The sequence below is a fragment of the Colwellia sp. PAMC 20917 genome (assembly GCF_001767295.1).
Lineage (GTDB): Bacteria > Pseudomonadota > Gammaproteobacteria > Enterobacterales > Alteromonadaceae > Colwellia_A.
Genome location: NZ_CP014944.1, coordinates 690,234 through 706,815, shown reverse-complemented (window position 1 = coordinate 706,815; position 16,582 = coordinate 690,234). Strand labels below are relative to the sequence as shown.

The window sequence follows — 16,582 nt, the reverse complement described above, 5'->3', positions numbered from 1 at the left end:
TGGTCAACCTGCATAAATAGGCAATAGCCACCATATAAACCAACTTTTAACGCGCGTAATAATCATGTTTTTCTCGCCATAGTACTTTAGCTTTGAGCTAAAAAGTAAAAAGCCCACTCATTATGAAATAAGCAGGCTTTTTGAATTTTTACGTACAAGTAAACATCACAACCCACTTATGCAGATTTATGCCACCAACAATTCATCGAAATAGTTTGTTTTACTTGTATCATTATTGTCTTCATCTCAGTAAAATTGCCTTAGCAATTAATTCCCCTATAGAAGAACCGATTATGACTGTATTGTCAACCTCTGATTTAGCTGATTATTATAGCCTACGGGTCGATTTGCACAGTCATACAAAATGTTCTGATGGAACACTGACGCCGCAAGAGCTTGTTGAACGGGCGGTTAACTTCCAATTGAATGTTTTAGCTATTACCGATCACGATACGCTTAAAGGTTTATCTATAGCTAAAGATTATATTCTAGAAAAAAATCATCCATTAACCATTATCAATGGCATCGAAATATCAACCAGCTGGCATGGTTTTGAAATTCATATTGTTGGCTTAAACATCGATGAAAATAATGAACAATTACAAACGTTAATTGCCAGCCAGCAAGCAGCAAGAGAATTACGTGCCACCACCATGGGTGAAAAACTCACCAAATGTGGCTTCTCTGGCATCTACGAGCAAGCGAAAGAACTTGCAGGGCAAGGCTCTATAACGCGGGCACACTTTGCTAAAATATTATTGCAAGAAGGCCATGTTGATCATATGCAAAAAGCCTTTGATAAATACATTGGCAAAGGCCAACGCGCGTTTGTAAAGCCCAACTGGTGTTCTATTGAAGAAGCGATTGCCGCTATTCATCACGCCGGTGGTAATGCGGTGATTGCCCATCCGGTTAGATATGACTTATCAACCAAATGGTTACGCCGCTTAGTGGTGCAGTTTAAAGCCGCAAAAGGTGATGGCTTAGAAATAGTATTACCGCAAATGGCTAACGAACAACGAAAATTAATGCTAAGCTTTTGTTTAGAATATGATTTACATGCATCTATGGGCTCAGACTTTCATTATCCAACGCGATGGAGTGATTTAGGTCGTAATTTACGTATGCCCGATCAGGTGAAACCCATTTGGGATCTTTGGTCTAACGCCGTTAAGTGAGTTACTAAGTGAGTAAGATAGGTATACCCGAGCTAGTTATAAAAAAATAGTAAGCTTAATAATCGTATTAACACTTAAAGTAACACCTAAAGTAACACCGAAATTAACATCAACATCTTAGTGGAGAAAATTTATGAGTCAGTTTTTTTATGTACACCCAGATAATCCGCAAGGTCGTTTGATGAAGCAAGCGGCGGCCATTATCCAACAAGGTGGTGTTATCGTTTACCCTACCGATTCAGGTTATGCTTTAGGTTGTCATATCGGCGACAAAAAAGCGCTTGAACGTATTTGTAATATCCGAAATATCGATAAAGATCATAATTTCACCTTAGTGTGCCGTGATTTATCTGAATTATCTGAGTATACCCGTGTTGATAACAGCGCCTATCGGTTATTAAAAAGTAATACCCCAGGCCCTTATACTTTTATCTTTAAAGGGTCAAAAGAAGTACCTAAACGGTTATTAAATCCGAAAAGAAAAACCATAGGTATTCGGGTGCCTGATAATGCCATAGTGCAAGCCTTACTGGCTGAACTGCAAGAGCCTATTATGTCGACAACGCTAATTATGCCGGGTGAAGAACGAGCAGAGTATGACCCTGAGCACATTCGCGATATTTTAGAGCACCAAGTTGATTTAATCATTAATGGTGGGCACTTGGGTGAGCACCCAACCACCGTCATTGATTTTTCTGATGATGAAGTGAAAGTTATTCGAGTCGGTGAAGGCGACCCAAGCCCTTTTGAATAACTACAACTTATTATGGATTAATAACGAGTGAGTCAGCCCGCTAATTCAAAAGAAAAAACTATGCCACGAGAGATGGTTCAGCAAGTATTACCGCTGGCATTGATCCGTGGTGAAGTGGTGGTTAATAAGCCAAAAGATTTATTTATTCCGCCTGATGCCTTAGAGGTTATTTTAGAGTCATTTGAAGGACCACTTGATTTATTGCTTTACCTTATTCGTAAGCAAAAATTTGATATTCTAGATATGCCTATTGCGCCCATTACCACACAATATATGCAATACATTGAATTGATGAAAGAAATTAAAATGGAATTAGCGGCCGAATACCTAGTCATGGCTGCCATTTTAATGGAAATAAAGTCACGTTTATTATTACCAAAACAAGCGGTAGTTGATGAGGATGAAGACCCACGTGCCGAATTAGTACGTCGTTTACAAGAATATGAGGTGATCAAAAGTGCTGCACAACAACTTGATCAAATTCCTCGTCTTGAACGTGATTTTTTTCAAGGGAATGTTGAATTATCTGAAGATTTTCAAGCCGCCGTTTTTCAGGCTGATGTCGACTTAAGTGAACTTGTTAGTGCTTTACAAGGAGTACTTAAACGTACCAAAGCACTCGAACATCACCATATAGAAAAAGAATCTTTATCAACCAGAGAGCGGATGTCATCAATATTAGCGCAGTTAAAGTGTGCTGCCGAAAATAGCTCAGCTTTTGTTGAATTTAGCGCTTTGTTTACAGTCGCTGAGGGCAGACAAGGTGTTGTGGTAACTTTTTTAGCTATTTTAGAGTTGATCAAAGAAAGTTTGATAGAATGTGTACAAACTACCATTTTTGGTCAATTAAGAGTGCGTTTACCCGTATGACAACTGTTGAAAAAATAAAAATAGCTAAACTTATTGAAGCGGCTTTTTTTGTTAGTGATGGACCTTTGAGTGTTAAGCAAATAAAAACAGAGTTATTAGTTAATTATCAGCTAAATCACCAGCAAATTCGTGATGTCATTGGTGAATTGGTGATAAAATATAAAAATTCAGGGGTTAACTTGGTGCAGGTTGCTTCAGGTTACCGATTTGAAACGATTAGTGAGCTTAATGAAGACTTAGCTATTTTTGTTGCTAAGCTCACCAAAGAAAAAACGCCTAAGTATTCGCGAGCACTTTTAGAAACGCTTGCCCTTATTGCTTATAAACAGCCAATAACCCGCGGCGAAATTGAAGAGATTCGCGGAGTAGCGGTAAGTAGTTATATAATGAAAACATTATTAGAAAGAAACTGGGTGAAAGTGGTTGGTAATAAAGAAGTGCCTGGGCGGCCATCGTTATATGCGACCACAAAAGCATTTTTAGATTATTTTTCATTAACTTCATTAAGCCAGTTACCCGAATTATTGCCTATGGCTGATTTAGGCGCTATAGATAAACCTTTGCAAGCATTGGTTTAGTTATAGCAACAGCACCCGTATTAATAAAAATATACAAACACTATTTATTTTAGAGACAGCAACGTAGCGGAAAACACCGTGAAGTTACTGACGTAAAGAGAGTTAAAGCCATGTCTGAAAAATTACAAAAAGTCCTTGCCCGTGCCGGTAAAGGTTCACGCCGTGAAATGGAAACCTTCATTAGTGCTGGTCGTATCAGTGTTGATGGAAAAACCGCTTTTTTAGGGGATCGCATCGAAGGAAGTGAGCAAATTCGTCTTGATGGTCACATCGTTAAGTTAAAACCTAAAGAAGACGATTTATGTCGTGTCATTATGTACAACAAGCCCGAAGGCGAAATGTGTACCCGTAAAGATCCTGAAGGGCGTCCAACGGTTTTTGATCGTTTACCGCCACTAGAGAATAGTCGCTGGGTTGCTGTTGGTCGATTAGATATTAACACTTCGGGTATGTTGTTATTTACCACCGATGGCGAGCTTGCTAATCGCTTAATGCATCCTTCACAAAAAGTTGAACGTGAATATGCAGTGCGTGTTTTTGGCGAAGTCAATGAAGCCATGCTGCAAACATTGCGTGCGGGTGTTAAATTGGAAGATGGACCGGCGAAGTTTCAAAAGATCACTTACAAAGGTGGTGAAGGGCGTAATCATTGGTTTCATGTGGTACTTTCAGAAGGGCGTAACCGTGAAGTTCGCCGTTTATGGGAAAGCCAAGAAGTTCAAGTCAGCCGTCTAATTCGTGTGCGCTATGGCGATATGGAAATGAAACGACAATTACCTAATGGTGGTTGGACTGAGTTAGCTTTACCTGAAGTCAATTACTACCGTAAATTAGTGGGTTTGCCTGTTGAAACACAAAGCAAAGTTAAAGTGGACGAAAAAGTGATGGATAATGCCAAAAGCCGTCGTATTCGCCGCTCAGTGAAAAAACATCAACAAAGAAGTCAACAAGCAACGCGTCGTCGCCGTTAGTCTTTTGTTGATATTGTTGCATAAGCTGTCATTAATTTTTTAAGGGATAAACTTGAATAAAACTTACGTAGAAGATCATGCCTCATTGGTTGTACTTTGTCAGAAACTTGCGCAAGCAGACTTTTTGGCAATAGATACCGAATTTGTTCGTACTCGTACCTTGTATCCTAAATTAGGTCTTATTCAAGTGAACGACGGGGAAAATTTAGCGTTAATTGACCCCGTTGCGATAGATGATTTATCACCCTTTTGGCAGCTACTAACCGATGAAAAAATTTGCAAGGTACTGCATGCTTGCTCAGAAGACTTAGAAGTTTTTCTGACTGCGGCAAATTGTCGTCCGGTTAACTTAATTGACAGTCAAATAATGATGTCGTTTCTTGGTCATGGTTTATCAATGGGCTATGCCGCAATGGTCAACCATTATCTTGATATAGAAGTTGATAAGTCAGAGTCAAGAACCGATTGGATGAAGCGTCCTTTAAGTGCTAAACAGCTTGATTATGCGCAAGCAGACGTCGAGTATCTATTTCAACTTTACCCGCGTATTCGTGATGAACTTGAGCAAAAAGGCTGGCTCGATGCTGCGCAGGAAGAAAGTGATTTACTGATAGAGAAAAAATTTACGCCTATCGATGAAAGTAAATTATATCGTAATATCAAGTTAAGCTGGAAACTCAGCGCCAAGCAACTCTACATCTTGCAACACTTAGCCAGTTGGCGTTTTCAGCAAGCGAAGAGTCGTGATATGCCGATAGGCTTCATTGCCAAAGATCACACCTTATTTGCTTTAGCGGTTCATAACCCTGATAACGTTGCGGTTATGGCCAACCTTGAAGGCGTCGAAATGCTTGATGTTCGCCACAAGGGCAAAACAATGTTGATGGTTTTAAAAAAGGCTGAGCAAGAAGATTGTGGTCAATACCCAGAGAAAATTTTTCGTCTTGATGAATATCCGGGTTATAAACAAATCTTTAAGAAAGTGAAAAACTTTGTCGCTGAACAAGCGCTAAACGCTGAACTTACTCCTGAAAATTTAGCCTCGAAAAAACAAATTAATCAATTTTTGTCATGGCATTTTAAATTACATAATGCGCCCGAGTATAGTGAATCAATTGATATATTATCGGGCTGGCGTAAAACCTTGTTCGGTGAGCAATTAAATTTATTCGCTAAAAATGATTTTAAATAAACTGTCTATTAGACATTTTAAAACACTACAACTAAAAACATAGGTCTACTATATGCTGTGTACCATCTATAAAAGTACTAAAAAAGCGCAAACATATCTTTTTGTTAAACAACGTAATGATTTCTCATCAGTACCGGCACCCTTGATGTCAATTTTTGGTACGCCAACACTTGTTACTGTGATGAATTTAGCAAAAAAAGAAAAGCTGGCACTAGCAGACATTGAAAAAGTAAAAGCAAATTTAAATGAGCAAGGCTTTTACTTACAGCTTCCACCACCCATAGAAAACTTACTTGACCAACATAAAACGGAAATGAAAATAAAAAATAACAATGATGATTAAGGAGTGTTACATGTCGTTTTGCTTTGATATTAAAAAATATAGTGTGCTAATGAGTTGTTGTATTTTGCTTTGTTTAACTAGCTCTGCTCAAGCGGCAAAAAAAAATCTAAGCGCAGCGGGTTTTGAGATATATGTTGCCAGACTCAAAGTAGAAGCGCTGGACAAGGGCTATGACACGGCACTTGTTAATAGCGCCTTTTCACAGGTCAAATTTCACCAGCGTGCGGTAAAAGCCGATCGTTCTCAGCCAGAAACTGTTGAAACTTTAGATACTTATTTACCAAAACGTGTTCCTGACTGGAAAGTTAATAAAGCGCGTGCACTGTATAAAGAACATTTACCCTTGTTAACAAAAATTGGTAAAGAATATAACGTTCAACCCCGTTTTATCGTGGCGTTATGGGGGTTAGAAACAAACTTCGGTAAAATCATGGGTAATTATAATGTTATTTCGGCATTAACCACGCTTGCGTATGAAGGCCGCCGTGAAGTGTTTTTTAAGAAACAACTTTGGGCTGCGTTAACTATTGTTCAGCAAGGACATATCAGTGTTGAAAAGATGAAAGGCTCTTGGGCGGGTGCTATGGGGCAAAATCAGTTTATGCCAACCTCGTTTGTTGCTTTTGCGGTCGACGGAGATGGCGATGGCAAGAAAGATATCTGGGGTAATTTAGACGATGTGTTTTCGTCTATGGCTAACTATCTTAAAAAAGAAGGTTGGAGCGACGAATTAACTTGGGGTAGACAGGTTAAATTACCAGCAGATTTCGATAAGTCGTTGGCTATTCCTAAAAATACGGGTAGTCGAGCAAACTGGTTAAAAGCTTGGGAAAAAACAGAAAAAACCTTAGCACAGTGGCAAGCTTTAGGTGTTAGGCGTGCCGATGGTACTCACTTACCTAAAGTCGACATTAAGGCTGCACTAGTATTTCCTGATGACGAAAATGGCCGTGTTTATTTAGCTTATAATAATTATAAGAGTCTAATGCATTGGAATCTATCTTATTATTTTGTTAGCTCGGTCGGTCATTTATCAGACAGAATAAAATTTCCACCTATTCAGTAAAATTCATTCGATTCACCAGAGAAAATAAAAGAGAAGATATTTATGAGCGAACAAGCTCCTTTTTGGCAAACCAAAAAATTAGAAGAAATGAGTCGACCTGAGTGGGAGTCTCTTTGCGATGGTTGTGCTAAATGCTGTCTAAACAAATTTATTGATGATGATGAAACAACCCAGGAAACTGAGTTACTGCCAACCACTTATATCAACGAAGGTGAGCAGATTCATTACACCAATATTGCTTGCCATTTACTGAATGAAAAAAGTTGTCAATGTTCAAAATACGAACAACGTACCACTTTAGTGCCTGATTGTGTGCGCTTAACACAAGAAAATTTAGACGGTGTTTTTTTCATGCCGCCTAGTTGTACCTATCGTCGTCTAAAAGAGGGACGTGGCATGCCTTCGTGGCATCCACTGCTTAACAACGGCAAAAAGACAGCCATGCATAAAGCGGGGATGTCGGTTCGAGGAAAAATAGTTAAAGATGATGATGTTGCGATAGAATATTTTGAAGATTTCATTGTTTCATGGCCGCTAAATGATATCGATTAATTTTATGCTTTGCTTTCCTCTATCTAAAAGGTAAGTGCAAAGAGTGATAGCAACAAGGGTTGACGGCTAACGCTTAATTGAGTCGTGACTCGTTGCCGATGGTTCCAACGCTAATTCTAATTCTAATAAAGTGAAATATAGATGATCATTGATGGTAAGCAGGCAGCTGCTGATTTACGAAAAACACTAACGCTTCAAGTAGCCCGCCTTAAAAAAGACAAGGGAATTGTACCAGGCTTAACTGTGGTACTCGTTGGGGAAGACCCAGCAAGTGAAATTTATGTGCGTAATAAAATAAAGCAGACACGTGATGTCGGCATGATTTCTAACGAAATTAAATTACCTCATGACACTAGCCAAATACAATTATTAGCCGAACTGCAACAGTTAAATAGTGATGATGCGGTGCACGGTATTTTAGTACAATTACCCTTGCCAAAGCACATTGATGAAAGCGTTATTATTGCGGCTATTGCTCCGCATAAAGATGTTGATGGTTTTCATGCGATGAATTCGGGTCGCTTGTTAAATGGCGAGCCAGGCGCATTAGTGCCTTGTACGCCGCAAGGCTGCATTATATTGGCTAAACAACATTTAGGCGAAGACTTATCAGGATTGCATGCGGTTGTCATTGGTCGCTCTAATATCGTTGGTAAGCCTGTTGCTTTGTTACTTCTGCAAGAAAATTGCACAGTAACCATTGCTCATTCCCGTACTAAAAATCTAGCAGGTATTTGTCAGCAAGCCGATATTTTAATTGCGGCGGTTGGCCGAGCTAATTTTGTTCAAGCCAGTTGGGTAAAACCAGGCGCAACTGTTATTGATGTCGGTATTAACCATATAGAAGATGAGAGCGGCAAAGCTAAACTCGTTGGTGATGTCGACTTTGCTAATGTTGCACCGGTTTGTGGTGCGATAACACCAGTACCGGGTGGCGTTGGCCCAATGACCATTGCCTGCTTATTGAAAAACACTCTTATAGCCGCAAGCACTAATGGCTAATTCTCTATAAAATAAGCGGCTTACAAGTGAAAGCTAATAAATTTCTTTTAGCTTTCTTTACCCTTAGAAATCTTCCTAACAGCGGCTCAGGTAATTGTTGTTCAGATATTTTTTCAAAGCCATTTTGCAGATAAAAGTGATTTAGCGTTTCGTCAGCAAAACAAAATATTTCTTGGTGTTGATGTTGAGTGAAAGCAAAGGTTAATAGCTGTGAGGCAAATGTTTGTTGTCGAAAGGCCCGTTCGATAACCAAAGCATGTAAAAAGGATTGTTGGCTATTTTCTGACAGCGTTGAAATTATAACCGCGCCAATAATATCTGATGAGCACATAAGCAAGTAAGCGTTGTCTAAACCCAGTAGGCCTGCGCTGTAACTTTGCTGTTTATAAAAACGCATCAGTGATTTTTTATCACTTTTAGTTGCGAGAGAAAAAGTCGTTTTCATTATCTGTCTTTTGATGATTGGCTGCTCATTATAAAACAAAAAACCAAGCAGGTTGCTTGGTTATTAAACTTCAGTGTTCGTTATATCCTAAGCGCTTTTTCACCACGGGCAATACCGACACAGCCAGAACGCACCGATTCAATTATCTCTGTTTCATTGGCGAGTGTCGTGATAAAAGCATTAAGCTTTTCAGCATCGCCGGTTAATTGAATGGTATAAACTTGCTTACCAATATCGATAATTGAACCCCTGAAAATATCGGTAATACGCTTAACTTCAGTGCGTGATTTATCATTCATCGCCAAAACTTTGATCAGCAGTAGTTCACGTTCAACATGGCTACGCTCGGTTAAGTCGGTAATTTTGATGACATCAATGAGTTTATTAACTTGTTTGACGATCTGCTCTAGTACTCTATCGTCGCCTCGTGTTGCTATAGTAATACGCGACAAACTCGGATCTTCAGTGGGAGCTACGGTCAAACTTTCAATATTAAAGGCTCGTTGAGAAAATAAGCCAACAATACGTGATAAAGAGCCCGGTTCGTTTTCTAATAAAACAGCTAAAATTCTGCGCATTATGCTTTTACTCCTTTTTTTATCCACATATCATCAATTGCGCCCAATCTTATCTGCATTGGGTAAACATGTTCGTTTTCGTCTACTAATACATCTACAAAAACTAAACGATTTTTAATCGCAAAGGCTTCGGTTAGCTTATCTTCTAATTCATCTAAATGGTTTATCTGCATACCTACATGACCATATGATTCAGCAAGTTTTACAAAGTCAGGAAGCGACTCCATGTAGGAAGATGAATGACGACCGCCATAAACCATATCCTGCCACTGGCGAACCATGCCTAATGAGCGGTTGTTTAATGAAATAATAACCACAGGTAAGTTGTACTGTAGACACGTTGAAAGCTCTTGAATATTCATTTGTATAGAGCCATCACCCGTTATGCAAATAACATGACTTTCAGGGAAGGCTAATTTAACCCCCATAGCAGCAGGTAAGCCAAAGCCCATTGTGCCTAGACCACCAGAGTTTATCCATTGGCGAGGTTTAGCAAACGGGTAGTATTGTGCAGCAAACATCTGATGTTGACCGACATCAGAGCAAACATATGCTTCACCTTGGGTAATTTTATACATAGCTTCGATAACACGCTGGGGTTTTATTTGGTCTCCTTCTTGGACATAAGCTACGCGGTTAATGTCGCGCCAGTTATTAACTTCTTGCCACCACTGCATTCTTTCTTCTTTATTAGGCTCAAAGTCTGTTGCCGCTAATTCATCTAATAACTGTTGTAACACGACCTCAAGTTGGCCAACAACCGGGATATGAGCATTAATGGTTTTCGAAATAGAAGTCGGATCAATATCAACATGAATTATCTTGGCATCGGGACAAAATTTCTTAACATTATTTGTGACACGATCATCAAAGCGAGCACCAAGGGCAAGAATGACATCAGCATTTGCCATCGTTTTGTTGGCTTCAACTGAACCATGCATGCCTAACATACCAATATAGTTTTTATGAGTGCCTGAAATGCCACCTAAACCCATTAATGTATTGGTAATTGGGGCATCTAATTTTTCAACAAGTTTTGTTAACAAGCCTGATGCATTGGCGATAATGACACCACCCCCCGAATAAACAACCAGCTTTTTAGCCGTAGTCATTGCTTTAACGGCTTTTCTTATTTGTTTAGGGTGACCCTTAATGCTTGGATTGTATGAACGCATCTTAACATCAGTTTCAATATGAAATTCGCCCATGCTGGTTGGCATTAATAAGTCTTTGGGCAGCTCAATAACCACAGGTCCCGGTCTTCCAGTGCTAGCAATATAAAAAGCTTTAGCAATAATATTAGGGATATCTTCAACCACCCGACAGTTAAAACTGTGCTTAACGATGGGACGAGAGCAGCCGACAATATCAGTTTCTTGGAAGGCATCATCGCCAATAAGTGTGGTCGGTACTTGTCCTGAAAGCACCACCATAGGAATTGAATCCATGTAAGCGGTCGCAATACCCGTTATACAGTTTGTTGCCCCAGGACCGGATGTGGCAAGCACGACACCTACCTCGCCAGTGGCCCGAGCAAACCCATCGGCCATATGGGTTGCCGCTTGTTCATGACGTACTAAGATATGCTCAACGTCTGTTTGCTGAAATAAGGCATCGTAAATATCTAAAACAGTACCACCGGGGTAGCCGAAAATGTACTTCACGTCGAGTGCCGCTAATGCTTTTACTACCATCTGTGCACCAGTGAATTGCTTCTTTGTCATGAGCTTGCCTTCTATAAAGTATGGTTAAACTAAGTTTCAACAATAAAAAAACCCTCGGTCTTGTGCAGAGCGAGGGTTTATTGTATTTGTTATTTAATAACTTTTCTTACACACAACACCAACTCCGCAATGGTTTAATGACCACGACGACAGAGAGGAGTGTAATGAGTGAAAATGTAACATTCATTGTAAATTGAATCCGAGAAAAAGTTATTTATGAATCTATTTTTAAGATGTTTTGCTCTATCTGTCAATAAATAATTACGATTTAAATGAATATACTCATAACATTTTAATTTTATCTTAATGATTTAGATATATGTCTATGCTAGCGCAGTTACTTTTTGACCACTAATAAGCAGTGTTTCGCCTGCAACGATTTAATTTTATCAGTATCTGAATTAGCTAAATAAAGATCGAAACAAATGGGGCAGTAAATTTTTATTTATTAATAAAGTACCAGAAACACTCCAAATAAAGTTGGAATCTGACTTCAAGTGGCATAAGTAAACCTTAATAGTCATTCAAAACACATCCTGAAATGACGGTGTTAACGTCTTCTGCGTGCGCAAAGAAGAAGTAAAGATTTGAATGTTAGTTCAGGTCACCTAGACACCCCGTTAGTTGTCTTAAGCCGGCAAACTGCTAACTAAATAATCATTGGCATAGCGGACGTGCCTAAAATTAGTTTTTGTGACTGATTTCACGGTATAAAAGCAAAATAAAAGTATAGAATGAAAACAAAACCTATGACGGAGAAAATGCTCAAAACTGTCATAGAGTCACAATTGAAATTAAAGTCTACACTATTGGATAGTTGCCTAATCAGCATAGTTATATCGTTACCTGAACGCATTAATCTATATCTCCGTTATTGATTAACGGGTTATACAAGTACTGAGTTACTAGTGAGCAAACTTATTCCGAATGCTTCTCATTCGATATTTAAATAATGATGTGGCCTTTTTTTGCATTTTTTGCAAATACAAGGCCAATTTAAGTTGGCCTTGTATTTGAACATATAGAGGGATAGTTACATACCACTCATCTCTTTGTTTACTTCGATAACTTCGTTCCATTGATTTTTAAAAACTTTGTCATAAAGAGCACCAAACGTTTTGTAACTTCCTTTACCGTATAAATCTTCAAAATGCTTAGCGAATTCCAAGTCCTCATCTAACTCAGCCCAAGAGTCCATGGCTGAAATCCCCATTAAATGACGACCGTTTAAGTTCCCTTGAATTAATTGGTTGTCGTAAATTGCCCAATATTTTTCTTTACCCATTTTGTCGAGGGTATCTTTTACTTGCTTCAATAGATACTTGATAACCTCATTATCTTGATCAGAGTTAACCGTTAGGTATCTAGTGATATACTTTTCTGGCGAATCGGCATTTTTAGCCATATTGTTAATCAATAATCCGTCCATATTTCGCCAAATTTCGCTTTGTTTATAAGAGGTAATATATGGATTAATATTATCTACCCAATCATCATCATGTTTTTTATCGTCAGGTCGAGAATCAAATTCAGCATAACTTATGGGGCCCATGACCCATATAAATTCATTAGTATTTGGACCATAGATAATATTATAAATTTTGGTTTTTAGTACACCTTTGACATGGTATTTTTTAATATGATTGCGCATATTCGTAGTGAATTTTTTTGCGCTTTTATTGTCTATAGTGAATCTAAATGTGTCAAATTGCGTATAGGATTTAACCTCCTCAGCAATTACAGAAGATATAAAAAAAAGAGCTATTAATAGAGTGAATATTATTTTCATAATAATAGTTTCCTGCCTGTTGTATTATTGAATTGTTATTACATCTTTAAATCTTAGATTCAAAGATGACATCAATAGCCGGTGCTCATTTAATGAGCAGTAATAGTATAGTAAGTATACGAGTCATTTCAAGTTAAGATACTATCTGTCAAATGACTGTTTTGGTGATCAGGCAGATATATTAAGTATTTATGCTAACGACCGTTTTGTCGCTTTCTTTTAAAACCTCTACGACCTCATTATTGGCTTTGTTCGCATTCATACTTAACGGGGGATTGGCAAAAATTATCATAAAGTTACAGATGTTATTATTTGTATCTAACGTGTGCTATCAGGAAACGGCTAGCGTAAAGCTGTTGTTCAGCCATGTCAGCTGTTGTTCAGCCATGTCAGCTGTAGATCAATACATAAATAAATTATAAAAAGCTAACTTCTTCTCTGCGGCATTAGTGAGCTTTAGGTAATTACTTCAACCGCCATGAATATTTTCTGCTGTGGAGGTCTTCTTAGTACGTATTGAAGAAGTCAGGATTTAGAATTATGCGCGTTTGTCTAGGTCAGTTTTACATCCGTTAATTGTCATCTCTGACCTTACTAACATCGGTTTTGAGACTGATTTCAGGGTATAAAAAACAAAATGAAATTATATAATGAAAACAAAACCTATGGCAGCTGCAAGTTCATAGTTTTAGTGGCATTCCATATATAGACGCTAACTTCTGCTACAAAACAGTCATTCTGGATTATTAAATAGCTTCTAATTACTGGTCAGTTTTGGGGTAAGAAAACTGGCAGTTAGATATGTCAGTATTTTATATCCAATGGTAAGAAGCAGAAATTTGTATGTTAAACGTCACATTAACTTATTGAATGAAGAGCTAAACTTTATAGTAAGTTATAAAAGTTTAGCTCTGAATTTTCAATATGCAATTTATTTAGCCGAGCCGACATAAATGATCTTAGTCTCTTCATTTTTGTGATTGAAAATGGCTGCGATATCTTTTATTTCAACACTTGTGGTAGGTATTTTATCTTTTTTGGAGGTGAAATGGTTTAAATACGAAAAGGTATCAAACGCATCATATTTATGGGCAAAATGCGCCATTACCATATTATTACAAGTAACAGAATTAACAGTAAAGCGTTTTGAATTAACAGTAAAACGTTTCGAATTAATCGAAGAACCCATTATACGCAATCTCAGTGCTTTTTTTAATCCATCTTTATCATTATTGCCAGCAAACACACACATTTTTGTCTCAATATTACTATCTGTTGCAATAAACTCGTACTTGGTAGCATTAGAATTGAAAGCTAATAATACGAACACTACTGCCAATGTTAAAATTTTCATAATTGACTCCTTTATAGTTGCAAGTACCCGATACAACTTAACTAAAACTCTCGAATAGTTAACGGGAGATAGGAAGCTATATAACACATCCTCATCCGCACGGTTATAGGCATTTTTTGCGCCATTCAGAATTGGTAAAGCCTAATTGTATGAATAAAAGACGATTAAAATGTGTAACTAAAAGTAATATTAATTTCGAAATAATAAGTGTAAAAAAAATGGACACTGGCTAATGAAAAACTCAAAATACAGAAAGAAATCTACTTATTTGCAGTGCAATATATTATATGCTGTAAAAAATCTGACATTATAATCTGCTTTACACAAAGTGGACGAGCTGCAAGAAGTCATGCAATACAACCATGAGAACGACCGCTATCGGGCACACTCCAGAGTAATATGACTGTTCAACCATGTTCGCTGTAAATCAAAACATACAAAAATTTTCAGTATAAATTATAAAAAGCTAATGTTTTCTCTATGGCATTAGTGAGCTTTAGGTAATTACCTCAACCGCCATGAATATTTTCTGCTGTGGAGGTCTTCTTAGTAAGCATTGAAGAAGTCAGGATTGAGAGTTATGCGCGTTTGTCTAGGTCAGTTTTACATCCGTTAATTGTCATCTCTGACCTTACTAACATCGGTTTTGAGACTGATTTCAGGGTATAAAAAAAATAAAATTATATAATGAAAACAAAACCTATGGCGGCTGCAAGTTCATAGTTTTAGTGGCATTCCATATATAGACGCTAACTTCTGCTACAAAATAGTCATTCTGGATTATTAAATAGCTTCTAATTACTGGTCAGTTTTGGGGTAAGAAAACTGACAGTTAGATATGTCAGTATTTTATATCTAATGGTAAGAAGCAGACATTTGTATGTTAAACGTCACATTAACTTATTGAATGAAGAGCTAAACTTTATAGTAAGTTATAAAAGTTTAGCTCTGAATTTTCAATATGCAATTTATTTAGCCGAGCCGACATAAATGATCTTAGTCTCTTCATTTTTGTGATTGAAAACGGCTGCGATATCTTTTATTTCAACACTTGTGGTAGGTATTTTATCTTTTTTGGAGGTGAAATGGTTTAAATACGAAAAGGTATCTAACGCATCATATTTATGGGCAAAATGCGCCATTACCATATCATTACAAGTAACAGAATTAACAGTAAAGCGTTTTGAATTAATCGCAGAACCCATCATACGCAATCTCAGTGCTTTTTTTAATCCATCTTTATCATTATTGCCAGCAAACACACACATTTCTGTCTCAATACTACTATCTGTTGCAATGAACTTGTACTTGGTAGCATTAGAATTGAAAGCTAATAATACGAACACTACTGCCAATGTTAAAATTTTCATAATTGACTCCTTTATAGTTGCAAGTACCCGATACAACTTAACTAAAACTCTCGAATAGTTAACGGGAGATAGGAAGCTATTTAACACATCCTCATCCGCACGGTTATAGGCATTTTTTGCGCCATTCAGAATTGGTAAAGCCTAATTGTATGAATAAAAGGCAATTAAAATGTGTAACTAAAAATAATATTAATTTTGAAATAATAAGTGTAAAAAAAATGGACACTGGCTAATGAAAAACTCAAGATACAGAGAAAAATCTAATGTTAGATTTGGAAATATACATATTTATAGTCTGAATGAACATATTTGCAGTGCAATGTATTATATGCTGTAAAAAAACCTGACATTATAGTCTGCTTTACACAAAGTGGACGAGCTGCAAGAAGTCATGCAACACAACCATGTGAACGACCGCTATCAGGCACACTCCAGAGTAATATGATTGTTCAACCATGTCCGCTGTAGATCAAAAAAGTTACTATGCCACCCAAGATAATGCTACGCAGTGATAATGCTCTGAAACACGGCTATCCATTGGTCAACAGTAATGCATGTACTTCATCTTGTAAGCTTTTGCATATCGATTTTTATAGATGTTGATTAAAAAAATTACTATGCCACCCATGCTAATGCTACGCAGTTATAATGCTCTGAAACACGGCTATCGATTGGTCAGCAACAATGCATGTACTTCATCTTGTAAGGCTTTTCATATCGATTTTTATAGATGTTGATAAAGTTACTATGCCACCCATGATAATGCTACACAATAATAATGCTCTGAAATACGGCTATCCATTGGTCAACAGTAAT

Annotated in this window: 16 protein-coding genes; 10 read left to right on the top strand and 6 right to left on the bottom strand. The window is 37.6% G+C overall.

Features of this window, described 5'->3' with window-relative positions:
- The first annotated feature begins 293 nt into the window (after positions 1–293).
- From rnm to folD, 10 genes are all read left to right on the top strand, one after another.
- Positions 294–1,178, top strand: coding sequence for an RNase RNM (gene rnm, locus A3Q34_RS03040; RefSeq protein WP_070374005.1), 885 nt, complete (start codon positions 294–296; stop codon positions 1,176–1,178).
- Positions 1,179–1,311: 133 nt separating this feature from the next.
- Positions 1,312–1,932, top strand: coding sequence for an L-threonylcarbamoyladenylate synthase (locus tag A3Q34_RS03035; protein WP_070374004.1), 621 nt, complete (start codon positions 1,312–1,314; stop codon positions 1,930–1,932).
- Between the two features lie 60 nt (positions 1,933–1,992).
- On the top strand, positions 1,993–2,802 hold the full coding sequence (locus A3Q34_RS03030) for a segregation and condensation protein A (RefSeq protein ID WP_070376986.1): 810 nt from the start codon (positions 1,993–1,995) through the stop codon (positions 2,800–2,802).
- Positions 2,799–3,380 (top strand): SMC-Scp complex subunit ScpB, encoded by a 582-nt coding sequence (gene scpB / locus A3Q34_RS03025; RefSeq protein WP_070374003.1) that lies wholly within the window; start codon positions 2,799–2,801, stop codon positions 3,378–3,380. The genes A3Q34_RS03030 and scpB overlap by 4 nt, the downstream gene beginning before the upstream one ends.
- 110 nt (positions 3,381–3,490) lie before the next feature.
- Positions 3,491–4,351: a 23S rRNA pseudouridine(2605) synthase RluB gene (gene rluB / locus A3Q34_RS03020; RefSeq protein WP_070374002.1), complete on the top strand. Its 861-nt coding sequence runs from the start codon at positions 3,491–3,493 to the stop codon at positions 4,349–4,351.
- A 52-nt stretch (positions 4,352–4,403) separates the two neighbouring features.
- Positions 4,404–5,543: a ribonuclease D gene (gene rnd, locus A3Q34_RS03015; protein WP_070374001.1), complete on the top strand. Its 1,140-nt coding sequence runs from the start codon at positions 4,404–4,406 to the stop codon at positions 5,541–5,543.
- Positions 5,544–5,595: 52 nt separating this feature from the next.
- The gene (locus tag A3Q34_RS03010) at positions 5,596–5,886 is read left to right on the top strand and encodes a YcgL domain-containing protein (RefSeq protein ID WP_070374000.1); all 291 of its coding nucleotides are present in this window, start codon (positions 5,596–5,598) and stop codon (positions 5,884–5,886) included.
- 10 nt (positions 5,887–5,896) lie between these two features.
- Positions 5,897–6,952, top strand: a complete 1,056-nt coding sequence (locus tag A3Q34_RS03005) for a lytic murein transglycosylase (RefSeq protein ID WP_070373999.1) — start codon at positions 5,897–5,899, stop codon at positions 6,950–6,952.
- A 42-nt stretch (positions 6,953–6,994) separates the two neighbouring features.
- Positions 6,995–7,504 carry a YcgN family cysteine cluster protein gene (locus A3Q34_RS03000; RefSeq protein ID WP_070373998.1) on the top strand — a complete coding sequence of 170 codons (510 nt, stop codon included), beginning with the start codon at positions 6,995–6,997 and terminating at the stop codon, positions 7,502–7,504.
- Between the two features lie 141 nt (positions 7,505–7,645).
- Positions 7,646–8,506 carry a bifunctional methylenetetrahydrofolate dehydrogenase/methenyltetrahydrofolate cyclohydrolase FolD gene (folD, locus tag A3Q34_RS02995; protein ID WP_070373997.1) on the top strand — a complete coding sequence of 287 codons (861 nt, stop codon included), beginning with the start codon at positions 7,646–7,648 and terminating at the stop codon, positions 8,504–8,506.
- A gap of 4 nt (positions 8,507–8,510) precedes the next feature.
- Here folD and A3Q34_RS02990 read toward each other — a convergent pair whose 3' ends face one another.
- The 6 genes from A3Q34_RS02990 to A3Q34_RS02965 all read right to left on the bottom strand — a co-directional run bounded on the left by A3Q34_RS02990 (position 8,511) and on the right by A3Q34_RS02965 (position 15,766).
- Complete coding sequence (locus A3Q34_RS02990; RefSeq protein ID WP_070373996.1) at positions 8,511–8,951, bottom strand: GNAT family N-acetyltransferase; 441 nt, start codon at positions 8,949–8,951, stop codon at positions 8,511–8,513.
- An 80-nt stretch (positions 8,952–9,031) separates the two neighbouring features.
- Positions 9,032–9,529, bottom strand: coding sequence for an acetolactate synthase small subunit (gene ilvN, locus A3Q34_RS02985; protein ID WP_070373995.1), 498 nt, complete (start codon positions 9,527–9,529; stop codon positions 9,032–9,034).
- Positions 9,529–11,253 carry an acetolactate synthase 3 large subunit gene (locus A3Q34_RS02980; RefSeq protein WP_070373994.1) on the bottom strand — a complete coding sequence of 575 codons (1,725 nt, stop codon included), beginning with the start codon at positions 11,251–11,253 and terminating at the stop codon, positions 9,529–9,531. Before A3Q34_RS02980 ends, ilvN begins: the two co-directional genes overlap by 1 nt.
- A gap of 1,033 nt (positions 11,254–12,286) precedes the next feature.
- Positions 12,287–13,042, bottom strand: coding sequence for a hypothetical protein (locus A3Q34_RS02975; RefSeq protein ID WP_070373993.1), 756 nt, complete (start codon positions 13,040–13,042; stop codon positions 12,287–12,289).
- Positions 13,043–13,973: 931 nt separating this feature from the next.
- Positions 13,974–14,396 (bottom strand): DUF3718 domain-containing protein, encoded by a 423-nt coding sequence (locus A3Q34_RS02970; RefSeq protein WP_070373992.1) that lies wholly within the window; start codon positions 14,394–14,396, stop codon positions 13,974–13,976.
- A 968-nt stretch (positions 14,397–15,364) separates the two neighbouring features.
- Positions 15,365–15,766, bottom strand: a complete 402-nt coding sequence (locus A3Q34_RS02965; RefSeq protein WP_070373991.1) for a DUF3718 domain-containing protein — start codon at positions 15,764–15,766, stop codon at positions 15,365–15,367.
- Positions 15,767–16,582 lie beyond the last annotated feature (816 nt).

Excerpts from the sequence above, each read along its gene's own strand:
- rluB (WP_070374002.1), top strand. The coding sequence starts at position 3,491 with ATGTCTGAAAAATTACAAAAAGTCCTTGCCCGTGCCGGTAAAGGTTCA.
- A3Q34_RS02975 (WP_070373993.1), bottom strand. The coding sequence starts at position 13,042 with ATGAAAATAATATTCACTCTATTAATAGCTCTTTTTTTTATATCTTCT.
- A3Q34_RS02980 (WP_070373994.1), bottom strand. The coding sequence starts at position 11,253 with ATGACAAAGAAGCAATTCACTGGTGCACAGATGGTAGTAAAAGCATTA.
- scpB (WP_070374003.1), top strand. The coding sequence starts at position 2,799 with ATGACAACTGTTGAAAAAATAAAAATAGCTAAACTTATTGAAGCGGCT.
- A3Q34_RS03000 (WP_070373998.1), top strand. The coding sequence starts at position 6,995 with ATGAGCGAACAAGCTCCTTTTTGGCAAACCAAAAAATTAGAAGAAATG.
- A3Q34_RS03005 (WP_070373999.1), top strand. The coding sequence starts at position 5,897 with ATGTCGTTTTGCTTTGATATTAAAAAATATAGTGTGCTAATGAGTTGT.
- A3Q34_RS02990 (WP_070373996.1), bottom strand. The coding sequence starts at position 8,951 with ATGAAAACGACTTTTTCTCTCGCAACTAAAAGTGATAAAAAATCACTG.
- A3Q34_RS02965 (WP_070373991.1), bottom strand. The coding sequence starts at position 15,766 with ATGAAAATTTTAACATTGGCAGTAGTGTTCGTATTATTAGCTTTCAAT.
- A3Q34_RS03030 (WP_070376986.1), top strand. The coding sequence starts at position 1,993 with ATGCCACGAGAGATGGTTCAGCAAGTATTACCGCTGGCATTGATCCGT.
- ilvN (WP_070373995.1), bottom strand. The coding sequence starts at position 9,529 with ATGCGCAGAATTTTAGCTGTTTTATTAGAAAACGAACCGGGCTCTTTA.
- rnm (WP_070374005.1), top strand. The coding sequence starts at position 294 with ATGACTGTATTGTCAACCTCTGATTTAGCTGATTATTATAGCCTACGG.
- A3Q34_RS03010 (WP_070374000.1), top strand. The coding sequence starts at position 5,596 with ATGCTGTGTACCATCTATAAAAGTACTAAAAAAGCGCAAACATATCTT.
- A3Q34_RS03035 (WP_070374004.1), top strand. The coding sequence starts at position 1,312 with ATGAGTCAGTTTTTTTATGTACACCCAGATAATCCGCAAGGTCGTTTG.
- A3Q34_RS02970 (WP_070373992.1), bottom strand. The coding sequence starts at position 14,396 with ATGAAAATTTTAACATTGGCAGTAGTGTTCGTATTATTAGCTTTCAAT.
- folD (WP_070373997.1), top strand. The coding sequence starts at position 7,646 with ATGATCATTGATGGTAAGCAGGCAGCTGCTGATTTACGAAAAACACTA.